The sequence below is a fragment of the Sphingobacterium sp. UBA6317 genome (assembly GCF_002440385.1).
Taxonomy (GTDB): domain Bacteria; phylum Bacteroidota; class Bacteroidia; order Sphingobacteriales; family Sphingobacteriaceae; genus Sphingobacterium; species Sphingobacterium multivorum.
On sequence record NZ_DJTD01000039.1, the window covers coordinates 28218 to 44108 of the forward strand.

The following is a 15891-nucleotide window of genomic DNA, read 5'->3' on the forward strand; positions in this document are numbered from 1 at the left end:
CAAGCAAGCAAGCAAGCAAGCATCCGGCTGCTGCAGGTATTTGTCTATTGGTTAAGTTTTCTTTAAGTCTTTGTGCTGAAATGTCAGATTATCACGACGGTATAGATTTTATTTTGTATTTTAACTTTAAGAATAAAACCATGGAGTTATAAATGAATGTTATGATGAAAAAGATTTTTTTTACAGTTGTTGGGTTTTTGGTTGCATCGTTTGTTTTCGCCCAAATGCCACAGGTAAAGGTTGAAGAGGGGGTGCTAGAAGGGATTATCTTGTCAAGCGGGGTCGAGTCCTTCCGAGGGATCCCCTTTGCAAAACCCCCAGTAGGCGATCTAAGATGGAAAGAACCGCAAGCTGCTGAACACTGGTCTGGTATCCGTAAAGCAGATCATTTTGGTTATTCTCCGATGCAGAAACCGATCTATGGGGATATGCGATTTCGGTCGCCGGGGATCAGTGAAGACTGTCTATACCTGAATGTATGGCGTCCAAAGAGTCTTCATTCAGGCAAACTTCCTGTTTTAGTTTATTTTTACGGCGGGGGTTTCAATGCTGGTGATGGATCTGAAAATCGTTATGATGGTGAAAGTTTTGCTAAAGAAGGTCTTATTGTCGTTACTGTCAACTATCGTCTTGGTATCTTTGGTTTCTTCGCGCATCCAGCATTAACGGAGGAATCACCGAAACATGCTTCAGGAAATTATGGACTGCTGGATCAGCATGCAGCTTTGGTTTGGGTCAAAAAAAATATAGCTGCATTCGGCGGTGATCCCGATGCGGTCACCATCGGTGGCGAGTCGGCAGGAAGTATGTCTGTTTCCGCTCAAATGACTAGTCCGCTATCCAAGGGGTTGTTTACGCGTGCTATCGGTCAGAGCGGAAGTGTCTTTAACTTACGGTATGGTACAGCCTCTATTACTGAGCAGGAACAACAGGGTGTTGCATTTGCATCGCGGGTAAATGCAACAGGTCTTGATCAACTGCGTGAAATTCCTGCGGCCGAACTTCTAGATAAAGCCAGCGAGCCAGGAGCCTTCACTACCCGTTTGATTGTTGATGGCTATTTTTTGCCGCGATCTCCATTGGCTATTTTTGAAGCCGGGGAGCAATCTAAGGTTCCCTTGCTTGCCGGTTGGACTTCCACGGAAGCTCCCTATATGGCTTACATGGGTAAATCTTACCCATCTCCGGAGAATTATGAGAAGTTGGTAAGAGCACAGTTTGGTGTTAAAGCTGAAGAAGTGCTCAAGGAGTATCCAGGGAAGACCGAGGCAGAAGTCATTGAATCGGCAACTGCATTAGCTAGCGATAATTTTATTGTGTATAGTACTTGGAAATGGCTTGACCTGCAACGAAAGAATAGCGGTAACCCAGTCTTCGTTTATATATTAGGTAAACCGCGGCCACCCATGCAACCGGCATATCGTGATGCACAAACCGGGCTTGCCGGAGGAATTAGCAAGAAATCTACACAAGAAGACAAGGAAAAAAGCCCACAGCCCCTACCGGGAGCTTTCCATGCCAGTGATATCGAATATTTATTGGGAAATCTGCAGAGTAATGATGTTTTTGCCTGGACAGAAGATGATTACAACGTTTCGAAACTTGGTCAGCAGTACTTTGTTAATTTTATCAAGACGGGTGATCCAAATGGAAAAGGACTTCCAGCCTGGCCGAAAACAACAGCAAAAGATCAGCGAATGAATATCTTGAATTTGAATACCGAGGTGAAAGCTTCTGCTGAAGAATTTCGGAACAGGTATCTTTTTCTGGATAAAATGTTTGTCGACCGTGAATATAAATCCAGATAGTTGCCTTCTTTATTTACGGTCAAATAAAAACCATTTATCGCTAAGGGCTGTTATCAGAGAGACTTTTTATAAAAGCGGATGGATGATATTGTCCTGTGCAGGAAAATCCTAGGTCGCGAACAGATTTATTAAGAATCGTCTGTTGAATAGCGGGGGCAACCAATGTAGGAGACCGAAGCATGATTTGTAACGTTGATTTTTTGTAGATGAAACTCATATAGAACAAACTTGGATATATGGTAATACCCCCTGATGTGATTATTATAGGTGGCGGCTTGGCTGGACTTACAAGTGCATTGCATCTGTCTAAACAAGGATTCAACGTGACGTTAATCGAAAAACATGATTTTCCTCGTCATAAGGTTTGTGGCGAATATGTTTCGAACGAAGTCTTGCCCTATCTGCATTGGCTACAAGTGGATGTCGAATCGCTCTGTCCAACACATATTCGGGAGCTTGAGTTCTCGACAGAAGGTGGGCAGATGAATAGGGTCAGGTTACCCTTGGGTGGAATTGGCATCAGTCGTTACGCGTTGGATGATCTGTTATATCAGCGAGCAAAAGGGGCGGGTTGTACAATTGTTATTGCGACCGTCACAGGCGTATCCTTTAGCAATGATACATTTGCTGTTTCATTTCAAGATCAGGTATTAAGATCAAAAATTGTACTGGGCGCATATGGAAAACGCAGCAATGTGGATCAGCTCTTATCCCGCGATTTTATAACAAAAACCTCTCCGTGGATGGCTGTTAAAGCACACTATTCGGGCGACTTTCCGAATGACCTTATTGCCTTGCATCATTTTGAAGGCGGTTATTGTGGTATTTCTAAGGTCGAAGATGACCAGATAAATTTATGTTATCTGGCCGATGTAAAAACGTTCAAGAGGTATAAAAATATAGGTGATTATCAAAAGTATGTGTTGTCTAAAAATAGGCATCTTCAGTGTTTTTTTGAAAAGAGTAGACTACTTTTTGACAAGCCGCTTGCAATAAGTCAATTTTCATTTGATCAGAAATCAGCGGTAGAAAACCATATGCTTATGATTGGTGATACGGCCGGTCTTATTCATCCATTCTGTGGAAATGGGATGGCGATGGCGATACATAGTGCAAAAATGGCTTCCGAGCTTATTGTGGACTATTACCATGGTCATATCGATTCGCGCCAGCAATTGGAGCAGTCCTATATGAATCAATGGAATCGAACCTTTAAAAGACGGCTCTTATTCGGACGACTTCTGTCGGGTGTACTGCGTTATAAAATAGGTACCGCGGTTCTAATGAAGGCTACGATATTTTTTCCAAAAATCTTAAGTTGGATGATAAAACAAACTCATGGAAATGCAAGCTCAATAAAATGGGGATAGACACAAGATATAGAACATCGCAGAATGAGATCATGGACGATTTTCGGCTGGAGGGCGACGAACTTCGCGTCACGCTGGATCGAATTGCAAAGATTAATCGTTTTCTAGGCGGAAATAGCATTACGTTGAATGGTGTGAAAACATTGCTTTCAACCGGCTACAAGAATGAAACAATAACCATTGTGGATATCGGTTGTGGTAATGGGGACATGCTTCGCATGTTAAGCGATTATGGCAATAGACATCATATTAAGCTTTCATTGCTCGGGATTGATGCTAATCCGTATACAATAAATTGTGCAAGGGATCTGTCGAAAGATTATACCAATATATCCTATTTGTGTGCAGATATCTTTGAAGCGAATTTTGAAGATGTCAAGTATGACATTGTTCTGTGTACGCTTACTTTACATCATTTCGACGATGAAGCGATTTTTCGTCTGCTAGATAGCCTGGTCAACGTATCAAAATTGGGGGTCGTCATAAACGATTTACAAAGGAGTAAAATGGCTTACCGGCTTTTTCAAACTATTGCTGTTGTTTTTAGGTTAAATAGAATGACAAAAGTGGATGGGCTTGTTTCCATACTGCGCGGGTTTAAAAAGATTGAGCTTGTACAATTCGCAAAGAGATTACGGTTAGAACATTACACCATCCAATGGAAATGGGCCTTTCGTTACCAGTGGATAATTTTCAATATATGAATGTTAAAATAATAAATGTTGCCAAGCAACTCCCTAAATACTCTTGTACTACCGTTGATATTCTTCCGCTATTGGATATTTGGCTTCATGGACAGGAACCTCGTTTTATTAAGAAAATCAAGAAACTTTTCGAAGGTGCCGCCGTGGACAGGCGCTATGCGATTATGGATCCGATCGAAGTCTTCACGGCGACATCTTTTGAAGAAAAAAACAATGTGTATTGCCGGGAGGCGATAGCCCTAGGGGAGCAAGCACTTCGTCAGGCCCTTGAACAAACGGGCTGGGATCCCCAGTCTCTGGATTATATCATTACAGTCAGTTGCACTGGAATTATGATCCCCTCTCTAGACGCGTATCTTATTAATAGGATGAAACTCCGACAGGATATTGTGCGGTTACCAGTTACTGAAATGGGTTGCGTTGCCGGTGTTTCAGGTATTATTTATGCTAAAAATTTTCTTCAGGCAAACCCAGGTAAACGTGCTGCGGTTATTGCCGTCGAAGCGCCAACAGCGACTTTTCAGCTGGAAGATTTCTCGATGTCGAATATGGTCAGTGCCGCCATTTTCGGCGATGGTGCAGCTTGCTGTCTACTTTCATCCTGTGAGGAAGATTGCGGACCTGTAATTCTTGATCAGGAGATGTATCATTTTTATGATGCGGAGGACATTATGGGGTTTAAATTGACCAACACTGGTATGCAGATGGTACTGGATGTGGATGTGCCCAATGTGATTGCGTCCCATTTTGATGCAGTTATACATCCATTCCTGAAAAAGAACCAGCTGGAAATTAAAGATATTAATTACATGATTTTTCATCCGGGCGGGAAAAAGATCGTAGCCACAATCGAGGAGATTTTTGCTGAATTTGATAAAGATATTGAAGATACTAAGGCTATACTAGCGCACTATGGTAATATGTCGAGCGCTACGGTACTCTACGTCCTTGAACGTATTATGAAACGTAAGCCTCAAGCCGGTGAATTGGGGCTGATGCTGAGTTTCGGTCCGGGATTTTCAGCACAGCGGGTTTTATTACAGTGGTAACTTACTCATTTTGAACAATGGAATTGAATGCTATACTAGCGAAATTGCCCTACAGGGCCCCATTTTTATTTGTCGATGAGTTGATTCATGTCGATGACGAAGGTGTTGCAGGTACCTATACTTTTGATGAAGATCTGGACTTTTATCGCGGCCATTTTTATGATAGAGCGATTACCCCGGGAGTTATTCTGATCGAAACGATGGCTCAAATAGGTCTGGCCTGTTTGGGAATCTTTCTGCTCAATAAAGACTTAATGCAAGGCTCGTCTATTGCGTTGACTTCTACTGAAATACAGTTTTTAAAACCAGTATATCCAAAGGAGAAAGTCACCGTGTTTTCAAAAAAAATATATTTTAGGTTTGGCAAACTAAAGTGTGCCGTTACGATGAAGAATGAAGCCGGACAGGAAGTTTGTAAAGGGATATTGGCAGGCATGATGACGGAGGAGTTATGAAGAGAGTTGTGATTACTGGACTAGGAGTCGTTGCGCCCAATGGAGTGGGGGTGCCTGCCTTTACTCAGGCCATCAAAGATGGCGTTTCGGGTATTAGACATGATGAACAGCTGGAACAACTACAGTTTTCCTGCCAGATTGCTGGAATGCCGCAAATATCAGATGATCTTAAAAGGCAATATTTCACTGAACTTGAGCTTAGAGGTTTTAATAGTACAGGCATCTTGTACGGAGTCATTGCTGGAATGGAGGCCTGGACAAATGCAGGTCTTCCTATTGCCGTAAATTCGGCCCCCGATTGGGATAGCGGAACAGTCTTTGGTTCAGGTACATCAGGTATTGATAAGTTTCGCGAGAGTATTTATAAAATTGATGAGCTACAAACCCGCAGACTAGGTAGTACAGTTGTGGCGCAAACAATGAACAGTGGTGTCAGTGCATATTTAGGCGGGAAACTAGGCCTCGGAAATCAGGTGACCACCAATTCCTCGGCCTGTGCTACTGGGACTGAAGCAATTCTAATGGCATATGACGGGATTCGGTCCGGAAGAGCAAAACGCATGCTGGCAGGCAGTACTGGAGATAGTGGGCCTTATATTTGGGGCGGTTTTGATGCACTACGTGTCTGTAGTTCGCAATATAATGACCGCCCTGCGGAAGGGTCGCGCCCAATGAGTGCAACAGCCGCAGGGTTCGTCCCGGGTAGTGGGGCTGGAGCCCTATTACTGGAAGATTTGGAAAGTGCCTTAGCACGCAATGCCGTTATATATGGCGAGTTATTGGGCGGCCAAGTAAACTCTGGAGGACAACGGGGAACAGGCAGTATGACAGCTCCAAACGCTGATGCTGTACGCCGTTGCATTCAAGAGGCCCTAAACAATTCGGGAGTCTCCAAATGGAATGTCGATGCTATAAACGGTCATCTAACGGCAACAGCCAAAGATGCTTTTGAAATAGAAAACTGGACCGAGGCACTTGGGCGTAAAGGGAAAGATTTTCCATGGATAAATTCGCTAAAAGGAATGACTGGGCATTGTCTCAGCGCGGCAGGTAGCATAGAATGCGTGGCCACAGTTTTGCAGTTATTTCATGGATTTTTATTCGGAAACAGTAATTGTACTGATTTACATCCCGAGATCGCAGCACTGATAGATCCATCAAGAGTATCAATACATCAAATTGATGTCAAACCCCAAATTATAGCCAAGGCAAGTTTCGGGTTTGGAGATGTAAATGCCTGTTTAATATTTAAAAAATTTGATAACTAAATTTATGAAGAGAGAAGAATTGATCGGTGCTTTAAAACCAATTATAGCACCCTACACAACAAACGAAGAAGCTTTCGGAAAGCTTACTGAAGAGACTGATTTTATGCGTGATCTACAAATTAATTCAGCCAATTTGGTCGATATTGTACTGGATATCGAAGATCAATTTGGGATCGTTATTGAAAATTCTGATATGGAGCGTATGCTTAATATAGGAGCCGCAGTCGAAATAATCGAAAGCAAGTTACAAGAAAAATGATTGGTAATGACATTATCGATCTGGTTCAGTCCAGAAAAGAGAGTAATTGGAGACGTAGAGGTTTTCTTTCAAAACTATTTAATGAGCAGGAACAACTGTTGATTGTGAACAGTCCAGACCCCGAAATTGTTGTTTGGCTCTTATGGAGTATGAAAGAGGCTGCCTATAAAATATGGAATAGACAGACAGGAATCAGAAAGTACATTCCTTTAAAATTGCGGTGTTCAGTTATTGAACGAACTGCTTGCAAGGCGAGGGGAGAAGTCATCTGCGAAGGTAAGAGGCATTATACGAAGACCATCGTTTCCCCTGATTTTATACATACCGTAGCAGCTGGCGAATTAGTTCATTTGGACGATATTGTTGAAATCAAAAGAGATGGAATTATTAAAGATTCTCTCGGAGTCCCAAGCCTCGTTCTGAGGGATGGGAAGAGGCGCTTGCCTGTTTCCGTAAGTAACCATGGCCGTTTTGAGCGAATAGTTTCGATTCATAGCCTATTGACTTAATTAGACGAGCGACCATCTTATTGTACTTGGATGGATTCCTCCCGAAGCATCTGTTTGAATTTGGGATCTCGGATATAACGACTAAAGTCATGGCTTGACATTCCTGTGAAATCAGTCATCGAAAAGATGGTATAATTTTTCTTAAGTGCGTTAAAACTTTCCTCTTTATATCCCAGATCTGTTGGATTAAGTTTATTCGATAAGAATCCAAAAAACTTCTTCAACATCTTATCCGTACCATTTATGGTGATATGTATTTTCTTAACCTGGGAGCTCAGTTCCACAAATTTTTTGGTGTTAGTTGTTGTATCGGTATACTGAAATTCGGAAAGCCCTATGGCTGGCGCCAACATAATACAGGTAATCCTGTTTTTGTTTTCCAATAAAGGTTTTGCCCGCTCGATATCGACCTTATGAATGTCTTTGGCCTGAGCGGAAAAAGAACTGTTGTATTCCGGATTCGAAATAGCACTCATCACCACAGATGCTCCACGACTGTGAGAGATAATGAAGACATCTTTATCGGCCATATTATTCAGTATACGTCTCAATCCAAATTCACCGGCCATCTGGCTAAAGGAGGCTGCGGAAAACCAGTTTTTTGCAGATCGAAACGGAGAGGTTGATCGTAAACCATCCCAATAAAAGCGAATAATTTCGTCGGTTTTGGGATTTGTAACGATATGATCGGCAATATATTTATATTGTTTTACAACGGATTCTTCATCGGCATTAAAGCCATGAACTAAAATGAACACACGTTTTTTTGGTGCAATGCGTTTTGACAGACGCAGCATGTTACCGCGTTCAAAAGCAAGTAACTGTTCGCGGTCGCCTCTGTCGGTGGCAATCTTCATCAGTGAATAAGGGTCTCTAGCAGCTTTATTCGAGGGGATGCCATAATTTTTCTTCCAATTATCGGGGTAGAAATTTCCATTCTGATCCACAAATGAATACCATAAATTGGGATCTACACAAGTATTGGGAGATGCCGAATCAGGAAGGTTATGAATAAGACCACACGAGGCGAACAAGGTGATAATGAGGATGAAGTAGAAAAAATATCTTTTGTTCATATGCTTTATTTCCTTCTATATCAGAATTTTATTTTCACTAGGATCCGATGGCTATCAAATTGGATGTATTTCTACAAAAATTCATTTCATGTAATATAGTCATTATTTTGGATAGCAAAAAAGCAAGTCCGCATTTCGTCTGCTTATTATTTTTCCTAATTTATCTGGATGAAGCTAAGGATCTATTCTTTAATCAAATAAAGCCTATTGCGTCGACTGGTGAAAAGCTGGTAATTTAAAGCCGCATTTGAGTAGTAACCATAGTTATGAAATTGTTCCGTATCCTCAAAAGTCAGCGCTCCAATATTCTTACCATTGATTTCAATCTGAGACCAATGCCACTCCTCATCAAGATATAAATGATCTTTAAATTTTAAGGTGTCGTTTTCGACAATAAGGTGTGAGAAAAGGCAACCTTGCCAACGGTCGCCTTGCTCATATTTTCCGCTGTTCACATCCTGTCGATTGCGAATTCGTTTGATTTTCTGGTAATAAACCGATTGAATATTGGCGGGGGAATGATTCGTGACCCATTCATTTTTGTCCCAGTGTCCGAAAAGATCATTTACTGTACGCCCTCTAGACGCGGTTTGCAGATTTAAATTATCATCATCCGATATATTTTCACAGAATATATGCCATTTACCGTCCATGAAATACGTTTTTTTTGAGTAGCTTTTCGAATTGCTGTGTTCGAAATCATAGATTCGCTCAGAACGAAAATACTGTGCTTTACGATCGATATCATTTAGTTGTTGGCGTTGTTGATCCGCAGTCCAGTTGAGATCGGCATTGCATATTTCAATGCTGTTTTTTGTGGTATCACCATCTAATGGCCAGCTACGAAAGTAATGTTTTCCTATGTTGATCAGATAGCCCTCGAAAAGAATCTCTGTATCCTTATCTTCATCCTGTGTGTAAGAATGTTGATCGATCTGCTTGCCGTTTTTGTCCAATTTATAAAACATATGGATGGTTGGTTCTGCATCGTTAGCGTTTTTAGCCTTGCTCAAACTATGGATGATTAATTCGTTGTTCTTTGTCAAAAACTGATCAATAGGATTACTACTCGCCTTGAAAAGAATGATTTCATGTCGTCCAAATCTATTTTTGGTGTTATTGATATCGAGATATTGCCCGTATTTTTTCGGGAGTGTCGACGAGTGAAAGAAGTTTTGAATCCTAATATCGATATCAAAAATACCATTTGTATATATAATTGTACCGGCAATCAGCGTACATCCCAGTAGATAATATTTCAAAGTACTGGTATCTTTTAACAGCAGATAGAAATAGCAAAATACCCAGCTCAGTATAAATGCAAGCGGCGAAAAAATAATATAATTCAGCTTCACATTGTTGCCTGCATCAAAAATAAAAAAACTGATGAGATAGGCTGCCATAAACACTAGGCATCCGAAAAAAGACTTTAATAAAGGACTCTTTTTAGCTTTCTCCGGATTTTGATCTGTCTGTTGCACGATGTTATAATTTAGGATAGTTTGTATACTATTTAACACTGGACTGATAAGGGCGTAATTTAATTTTTTTCTTTAAGGTTTCAAAGAGTCGATTACACATTTGATGCTAAATGCGTGCATATGGGTTCATTAATTTTTATTGGTCCTTGGGAAAACTTCCTTAACGCCACCTTTTGTTAAAATAAGGGAATTGTAAACTCCTGTTTTGTCTCTAACAAACTCGATTGTTCTGTCGTTGTCGTCTGCCCTGAAAAATTTTGTTTTAGACTCGGGAATGAGTTCAGTATCCGCTTCGTTATAGTAGAGTTTGCCTGCAATTTTTAATATATGTATTTTCCCATATTCACCTGCATAGTTATCGTACAGCGTCGTATCTATTTTGGTGGGATAATGTTTATAGGGAAGCTCTACTTCTTTACCCAGCGCAATCGCAGACAGTCCATACCCGATGATATGGGCGGGGGAGCCGTTGTTGGAAAGGACAGTGACAAAGAGTTTGTCGTCAGTAAATCGATTAAAAGAAGTCATTGTACCAAAGAATCCGCCATCATGTGCAATCAAATAATGTCCATGATTGTAAAATGGATTGATGATAAATCCATAGCCCCAATTTTCAGCGCTATATGGTGTAAACATTTTTTCTTTCATCGCTGCCGATAGAATCGTTGTTCCATAGAGTGTTTTGTCCCAAATGGCTAAATCTTCAACGGTTGAATAAATACCGTCGTGGCCCAGGTTGATCTCCCAGTTGATATGGGGATTATGGATAAAACCTTCTGCATTATGATAATATACTTTTGCTTTTTTCGTGACGATGGAATCATTATTACTGACTCCGGTGTTACTCATGCCAGCTTTATCAAATATGTTTTTCTTTAAGAAAGAAGCGTAATGCTCACCTGAGACCTTTTCAATAATCTTTGCTAACAAATAATAACCGATATTACTATAGGCGCTTTTCGTTCCCGGTGAGCATTCGAAAGGAATTTTCTTGATGGCGGCATAAGCAGAATCGCTACTTATACTACTTAATGCGATTTCTTTGAAACCCATAGCAAGTCCTGAGGTGTGTGACAGCAACATGTGGATACTGATACTATCGGCTTTTGGATAATCGGGGAAAAACTTACTGAGTTTATCGTTTAGCGATAATCTTCCGCTGTCTACGAGCTGTAAAATAGCAGCCGCGGTAAATTGTTTTGTGACCGATGCCAACTGAAACTTCGTATCGATCGTATTTTTGATCCTCCATTCATAATCTGCTAAACCGTAGGCTTTTTTTATTAAAATCGCGCCGTTTTTCGTGACAAGAACTGTTCCACTAAAATTATTTACATCGGCTTGTGCCTGCATATAGGTGGCAAGTTTGGCTGATGTTTTTTCTTGTGCCACAAGAAAAATTGGACAAAACATAAGTAACATTAAAAGCTTCATAGCGTATGGTATAAATAATTATGGAGCAATGTTACTGTTTAATAAAATAGTGTGATTGTATTTTTGTAAACCTGCTAAATAAAAATCCATTTTATTTGGTCCCGTTCAAGATCAGCTATTTTGGAAAAGAAAATTTTTGGTGTAAACCCTGTTAATTTTTTAAAATCTCTGATCATGTGGGACTGATCGAAATAATCCAGGTTATAAGACAGACCTATTTTGTTGCCATCTTCGAGGTGACTTTGAATCGCAGCTCGAAATCTAATGATTTTTTTGAATTGGGAAGGTGTTTTACAGATATGTTGATCGAATTGCTTATTTATGGTTGTTCTCGATCTTCCTGTTTTTAGCGAAAATTCTGACATCGATTGATTGAGGTTACTTGTATCTAGCATTTCGGTGATTACGTTTTCGAGCAATGCATTTTCAAATAGCCAAAATTTTGATATCCAATACTCTTCTAAGGCCCTGATTCGCTCGTCATGGTCATCAATGGAAAGGATAGATCTCATCGCGTTTTTATAATCCAGGTGCGGATTAAAATCGGGAAATGTTCCGCTGTTATAATAGCTTAAATCATTGGGTATAAAAGCATTTATCCCAAGAGGTTTGAAGTAAGTGGTAATTTCATTTATTTTTCCCTCATAACTCACTAAAACAGGTTCATTAAAATTGCATACAAGGTTTGTTTCTATCGAATTGGACGGACAATGCTTCGTAATGACCTCATTTGGGCTTGCCTTAGTTTTGGTCTGCTCACTTATCGTCACTATGGTGTAAATGCTCGGAAACGTAAAATATGCCGTCGCTTTTTCTTCGTGAGTTTTCTCAAGTACATAGAAGCATTCAATATATTTTTTTAGAAGTAAGCTCTTTGGTCTATATATTTTTATCGTCATTTATTCTTCATGTAAATAGGTGTTATTCATACATCATCTTTTTAAACTTGGATGTATTGGATAATCGATTTAAATATAGAGAACCTTTATGATAATTTTTACCAAGCTTAATTTCTTAAAACACTTATTTTTAAATTGGGGAAAAGATGAATCCGATAGCATTCAATTTTTAGCGTACTTTAGTCGGTAATTAACCGTTTAATAAAAAACCAAATGAACGATTTGAATCTAGAAGAAAATTACATCGCAATAAACAAACACTCGTGGAATAATAGAACAGATACACATCTAAAATCAGACTTTTACAATCTAGCAGGATTTTTAAAAGGGGAGACTTCGCTAAATTCAATCGAATTGGCCTTATTGGGTGATATCAGCGGAAAAAAAATATTACACCTACAATGTCATTTCGGACAGGATACAATTTCTTTGAGTAGACTTGGTGCCAAAGTTACTGGTGTTGATCTATCCGACAAGGCGATTGAAAGTGCCCGAGAAATTGCGAAAGAAACGAATGCAGATGTACAGTTTATCTGTTGTGATTTGTATGAGCTTGAGAATCATCTTGACGGACAATTTGATCTGGTCTTTACCAGCTATGGAACGATTACTTGGTTACCGGATTTAGATAAATGGGGGAAAATAATTTCACGTTTCTTGAAACCGAAAGGGAAGTTTGTTTTTGTCGAGTTTCATCCCGTTGTTTGGATGTTCGATGATAATTTTGACAAAATTGGCTATAATTATTTTAATGTTGCTCCAATTGTTGAAACCGAGCAGGGAACCTATGCCGATAAAGATGCAGCTATTTCGCAGTCCTATGTTACCTGGAATCATAGTATGAGTGAGGTCGTTGGAGCTTTACTTCATCATGGGCTAAACATTCAAGACCTGAAGGAATTTGACTATTCACCTTATCCCATTTTTAAAAACATGACAGAACTAGATCCTAAAAAATTCAGAATAGCCCATTTGGGAAATAAAATTCCGATGGTCTATGCTATTGTTGCGCGTAAAAGTGAATAAATAGAATGCTGGGAATTGACCAGGTACTTATTTCTTTTTCAAATAACGATTTATCATGGGGCTAAAATCTATTTTGGATGAAGCCTGAATATGTTCTGCCAATACGGATGCGGGAAATTCATCCAATGTTTTGAAATTAATACAGCCTTTTTGAAATTTAGCCTTGGGTAATTTTAATTTTAGTTCTTCCATTAATTCGGGGTTAGTATAGATAACCAAGGAATGGAATGAAATGTAATTCTTTGCGACTGTTAGCCCGTATTTAAATACACCCTGTTCATTAAAGCTAATTGCATTAGGGTTTGACATGAATTTTCCGAAGCTCTCAGAGACGGTATTGTCATTTTCTGTTATCGCTTTCCGGAATTGACGGATGACCTCTTGCTCCGTTTCCGAAAGTGTATTGATATACTGATCTATTTCCATAATATCGTATTGTTCTTAAGGGCTTGTCATTGTTAGCTAAAATATTCAATTTTCTTGATTTAGATGAAGCAATTCTTGAAAAAGATTCGACAGGTTATGGCTACGGATTGCTTAAAAGAAATTATTCAGAATTATCTCCCGCTGGTATAATTCTATTGGTTACCCTAATATCGTAGTGAACATATTTTGTGTCGAGTCGAATTTATTCCTGTACTATGGCACGTATAGGAAGTTCCGTTTAGATTTTATATATTGCATCGATCAATTTTAAACCGACATTTAATTTCTCAACAATATAAATCTTCAGTTATGTGCAATAGTAGTCTTGAGGGTCTTTTTCTTTTGGTGAAGGAGTCGAATGAAGATGCATTTGACGAACTGTATCATCGAACTTGGAAAAAATTGTATGAAATTGCGCTCAGACGCCTGCAAGATGAAAGTACAGCAAAAGAAGTTATTCAGGATCTTTACATTGATTTATGGGAGAAACGGCATCGCAAAACAATACAAGATGTTGATCATTACCTTTGCCAAGCCGTCCGTTTCAAAGTGATTGACAGGTTTCGAAAGGAAAAGAGGTATTTTGAAGAATTAGAAACAATGGTTGAAGAGCTAAGCGATGGATCTACTGCCGATGACAACTATATTCAGACTGAATTGGAATCAATGCTGCATAACTGGATTGCACGTATGCCACAAAAACGTAGAGAAATATTCTTGCTTCGCTACAATGAGGATAAAACTGTTAAGGAAATTGCGAAATTATTAGGTTTGTCGACAAAAACTGTTCAAAATCAATTGCTTAATACAACAAATACACTTAAACTTCTAATCCAAAAAATTCTTTTTATATTTTTTTAATTTTTTTTTGGGAATTATCATTAGTCACAACGACATATAAGAAAGGAACCAATATAAACCATCTTATATGTCTGAAAGGAAACGTCATGTTCGCACGGTATTAAAAGATCTTCTCGATCGGTATATTTCGGGAGATACCAATCCTCAAGAACGACAATTTGTTGAATACCTGTACGATGCAATGGACAGAGAGGGAGAGGGACAAAATGATATGGACCGCGTGGGAGAGGAGATTATAGACAAGGTTCATCATCGTATTAAAAAGCGTACTTTAAGTTTTCATATACCCAAAATAGGCTATGCTGCAGCAAGCATCCTGATTCTTTTTGGAATATTTATATCCTATAAGCTCATCGATAATTCAAAAATAAGCGACAGAGTTCTTCATGTCGCTAATCATAATCCGTCGTTAATAATCGGGAAGGAAAAACGGTTTGATCTATTAGATACCTTACCACAAGGAGCTCATTACACAACTATCAATGATGAAAAAGTACTCGCACTAAGCACAGTTTCCAAAGGGACAGATTTTGGGAAACTGCGTATAGAAAATCCTTCGAGAAACGTATTTTCGGTTTTACTGAACGATAGCACACAGGTGTGGCTTAATTACTTGGCAACAATTGAACTTGATCCCGATTTTAATAAGAATAATCGTTCTGTCCATATTACTGGGGAGGTTTATTTTGATGTTCATAAACAATATACTGGGGGTAAAAAGATTCCGTTTTCAGTTCACTCCGCCTTGCAGACCATTGAGGTATTGGGAACAAAATTCAATGTAAATACATCTGGTAATTCCGAAGAAAATGTATTGCTTACAGAAGGGAGTATTCGTCTTACGCATAATCGCTATGGAACACAGGTGTTTATTAAGCCGGGGCAACAGGCTTTCTTGGAAAAAGATAAACCTAAAATCTTACTTATTCAATCCGAAAATGTCGAAAAAGCAAATGCCTGGCGCAAAGGACTGTTTTATTTTGATAATGAGAAGTTCGCTGAAGTTGTCCCCGAATTTGAGCAATGGTACGGAATTCGAATCGTTATAGATCCGAAAATTGCAGCACTTCCCATTACAGGAATGATTAGCAGGTATGAAAATATCCGCGAGGTCTTGGCGATCATTAAGATGACTAATAATATAAACTATATAGAAAGGAAAGGAACAATATATGTAACAGAAGCAAACCCATAAAAAATTAGGAATGCTGCTACATTCCTAATCGCGCCTTTACGGCTTTTGGTAATGATCAATTATTAATCAAT

16 protein-coding genes are annotated in these 15891 nt (G+C 39.3%); 11 read left to right on the plus strand and 5 right to left on the minus strand.

Annotated elements, in window-relative coordinates; translation table 11 throughout:
• Positions 1–161: 161 nt before the first annotated feature.
• The 8 genes from B3E92_RS12190 (at position 162) to B3E92_RS12225 (ending at position 7422) form a co-directional block, all read left to right on the plus strand.
• Positions 162–1808, plus strand: a complete 1647-nt coding sequence (locus B3E92_RS12190) for a carboxylesterase/lipase family protein (RefSeq protein WP_286896882.1) — start codon at positions 162–164, stop codon at positions 1806–1808.
• A gap of 236 nt (positions 1809–2044) precedes the next feature.
• Positions 2045–3178 carry an NAD(P)/FAD-dependent oxidoreductase gene (locus tag B3E92_RS12195; RefSeq protein ID WP_286896883.1) on the plus strand — a complete coding sequence of 378 codons (1134 nt, stop codon included), beginning with the start codon at positions 2045–2047 and terminating at the stop codon, positions 3176–3178.
• Positions 3169–3882, plus strand: coding sequence for a methyltransferase domain-containing protein (locus tag B3E92_RS12200; protein ID WP_159332896.1), 714 nt, complete (start codon positions 3169–3171; stop codon positions 3880–3882). Before B3E92_RS12195 ends, B3E92_RS12200 begins: the two co-directional genes overlap by 10 nt.
• Positions 3879–4931 carry a type III polyketide synthase gene (locus B3E92_RS12205; protein WP_286896884.1) on the plus strand — a complete coding sequence of 351 codons (1053 nt, stop codon included), beginning with the start codon at positions 3879–3881 and terminating at the stop codon, positions 4929–4931. The genes B3E92_RS12200 and B3E92_RS12205 overlap by 4 nt, the downstream gene beginning before the upstream one ends.
• 17 nt (positions 4932–4948) lie before the next feature.
• Positions 4949–5386, plus strand: coding sequence for a 3-hydroxyacyl-ACP dehydratase FabZ family protein (locus B3E92_RS12210; protein WP_070568678.1), 438 nt, complete (start codon positions 4949–4951; stop codon positions 5384–5386).
• Entirely contained in the window at positions 5383–6654 is a 1272-nt protein-coding gene (locus B3E92_RS12215; protein WP_286896886.1) for a beta-ketoacyl-[acyl-carrier-protein] synthase family protein, read from the plus strand. Before B3E92_RS12210 ends, B3E92_RS12215 begins: the two co-directional genes overlap by 4 nt.
• Positions 6655–6658: 4 nt before the next feature.
• Positions 6659–6913 (plus strand): acyl carrier protein, encoded by a 255-nt coding sequence (locus B3E92_RS12220; RefSeq protein ID WP_112374521.1) that lies wholly within the window; start codon positions 6659–6661, stop codon positions 6911–6913.
• Positions 6910–7422: a 4'-phosphopantetheinyl transferase family protein gene (locus tag B3E92_RS12225; RefSeq protein WP_286896888.1), complete on the plus strand. Its 513-nt coding sequence runs from the start codon at positions 6910–6912 to the stop codon at positions 7420–7422. The genes B3E92_RS12220 and B3E92_RS12225 overlap by 4 nt, the downstream gene beginning before the upstream one ends.
• Before the next feature lie 17 nt (positions 7423–7439).
• On the opposite strand, the gene B3E92_RS12230 is transcribed toward B3E92_RS12225, so the two are convergent.
• The 4 genes from B3E92_RS12230 to B3E92_RS12245 all read right to left on the minus strand — a co-directional run bounded on the left by B3E92_RS12230 (position 7440) and on the right by B3E92_RS12245 (position 12312).
• A complete protein-coding gene (locus B3E92_RS12230; protein WP_286896889.1) occupies positions 7440–8498 on the minus strand; it encodes an alpha/beta hydrolase in 1059 nt (352 codons plus the stop codon).
• A gap of 182 nt (positions 8499–8680) precedes the next feature.
• Positions 8681–9979 carry a hypothetical protein gene (locus B3E92_RS12235; RefSeq protein ID WP_286896890.1) on the minus strand — a complete coding sequence of 433 codons (1299 nt, stop codon included), beginning with the start codon at positions 9977–9979 and terminating at the stop codon, positions 8681–8683.
• 129 nt (positions 9980–10108) lie between these two features.
• Complete coding sequence (locus B3E92_RS12240) at positions 10109–11371, minus strand: serine hydrolase domain-containing protein (RefSeq protein WP_286896891.1); 1263 nt, start codon at positions 11369–11371, stop codon at positions 10109–10111.
• Between the two features lie 116 nt (positions 11372–11487).
• Positions 11488–12312, minus strand: a complete 825-nt coding sequence (locus B3E92_RS12245; protein ID WP_286896893.1) for a helix-turn-helix domain-containing protein — start codon at positions 12310–12312, stop codon at positions 11488–11490.
• Positions 12313–12525: 213 nt separating this feature from the next.
• On the opposite strand from B3E92_RS12245, the gene B3E92_RS12250 reads away from it, so the two are divergent.
• Positions 12526–13338, plus strand: a complete 813-nt coding sequence (locus tag B3E92_RS12250; RefSeq protein WP_286896895.1) for a class I SAM-dependent methyltransferase — start codon at positions 12526–12528, stop codon at positions 13336–13338.
• A 27-nt stretch (positions 13339–13365) separates the two neighbouring features.
• On the opposite strand, the gene B3E92_RS12255 is transcribed toward B3E92_RS12250, so the two are convergent.
• Positions 13366–13764 (minus strand): DUF1801 domain-containing protein, encoded by a 399-nt coding sequence (locus B3E92_RS12255; protein ID WP_046675924.1) that lies wholly within the window; start codon positions 13762–13764, stop codon positions 13366–13368.
• A 309-nt stretch (positions 13765–14073) separates the two neighbouring features.
• Here B3E92_RS12255 and B3E92_RS12260 point away from each other — a divergent pair, with 309 nt between their 5' ends.
• Entirely contained in the window at positions 14074–14625 is a 552-nt protein-coding gene (locus B3E92_RS12260) for an RNA polymerase sigma factor (protein ID WP_286896898.1), read from the plus strand.
• 67 nt (positions 14626–14692) lie between these two features.
• Positions 14693–15820, plus strand: a complete 1128-nt coding sequence (locus B3E92_RS12265; RefSeq protein WP_286896901.1) for a FecR family protein — start codon at positions 14693–14695, stop codon at positions 15818–15820.
• The last annotated feature ends 71 nt before the right edge of the window (positions 15821–15891 follow it).

Bases quoted from the DNA above. Each gene is read 5' to 3' on its own strand.
- B3E92_RS12250 (WP_286896895.1), top strand. From the start codon at position 12,526: ATGAACGATTTGAATCTAGAAGAAAATTACATCGCAATAAACAAACAC.
- B3E92_RS12205 (WP_286896884.1), top strand. From the start codon at position 3,879: ATGAATGTTAAAATAATAAATGTTGCCAAGCAACTCCCTAAATACTCT.
- B3E92_RS12200 (WP_159332896.1), top strand. From the start codon at position 3,169: ATGGGGATAGACACAAGATATAGAACATCGCAGAATGAGATCATGGAC.
- B3E92_RS12260 (WP_286896898.1), top strand. From the start codon at position 14,074: ATGTGCAATAGTAGTCTTGAGGGTCTTTTTCTTTTGGTGAAGGAGTCG.
- B3E92_RS12230 (WP_286896889.1), bottom strand. From the start codon at position 8,498: ATGAACAAAAGATATTTTTTCTACTTCATCCTCATTATCACCTTGTTC.
- B3E92_RS12245 (WP_286896893.1), bottom strand. From the start codon at position 12,312: ATGACGATAAAAATATATAGACCAAAGAGCTTACTTCTAAAAAAATAT.
- B3E92_RS12255 (WP_046675924.1), bottom strand. From the start codon at position 13,764: ATGGAAATAGATCAGTATATCAATACACTTTCGGAAACGGAGCAAGAG.
- B3E92_RS12265 (WP_286896901.1), top strand. From the start codon at position 14,693: ATGTCTGAAAGGAAACGTCATGTTCGCACGGTATTAAAAGATCTTCTC.
- B3E92_RS12190 (WP_286896882.1), top strand. From the start codon at position 162: ATGATGAAAAAGATTTTTTTTACAGTTGTTGGGTTTTTGGTTGCATCG.
- B3E92_RS12195 (WP_286896883.1), top strand. From the start codon at position 2,045: ATGGTAATACCCCCTGATGTGATTATTATAGGTGGCGGCTTGGCTGGA.
- B3E92_RS12225 (WP_286896888.1), top strand. From the start codon at position 6,910: ATGATTGGTAATGACATTATCGATCTGGTTCAGTCCAGAAAAGAGAGT.
- B3E92_RS12220 (WP_112374521.1), top strand. From the start codon at position 6,659: ATGAAGAGAGAAGAATTGATCGGTGCTTTAAAACCAATTATAGCACCC.
- B3E92_RS12210 (WP_070568678.1), top strand. From the start codon at position 4,949: ATGGAATTGAATGCTATACTAGCGAAATTGCCCTACAGGGCCCCATTT.
- B3E92_RS12215 (WP_286896886.1), top strand. From the start codon at position 5,383: ATGAAGAGAGTTGTGATTACTGGACTAGGAGTCGTTGCGCCCAATGGA.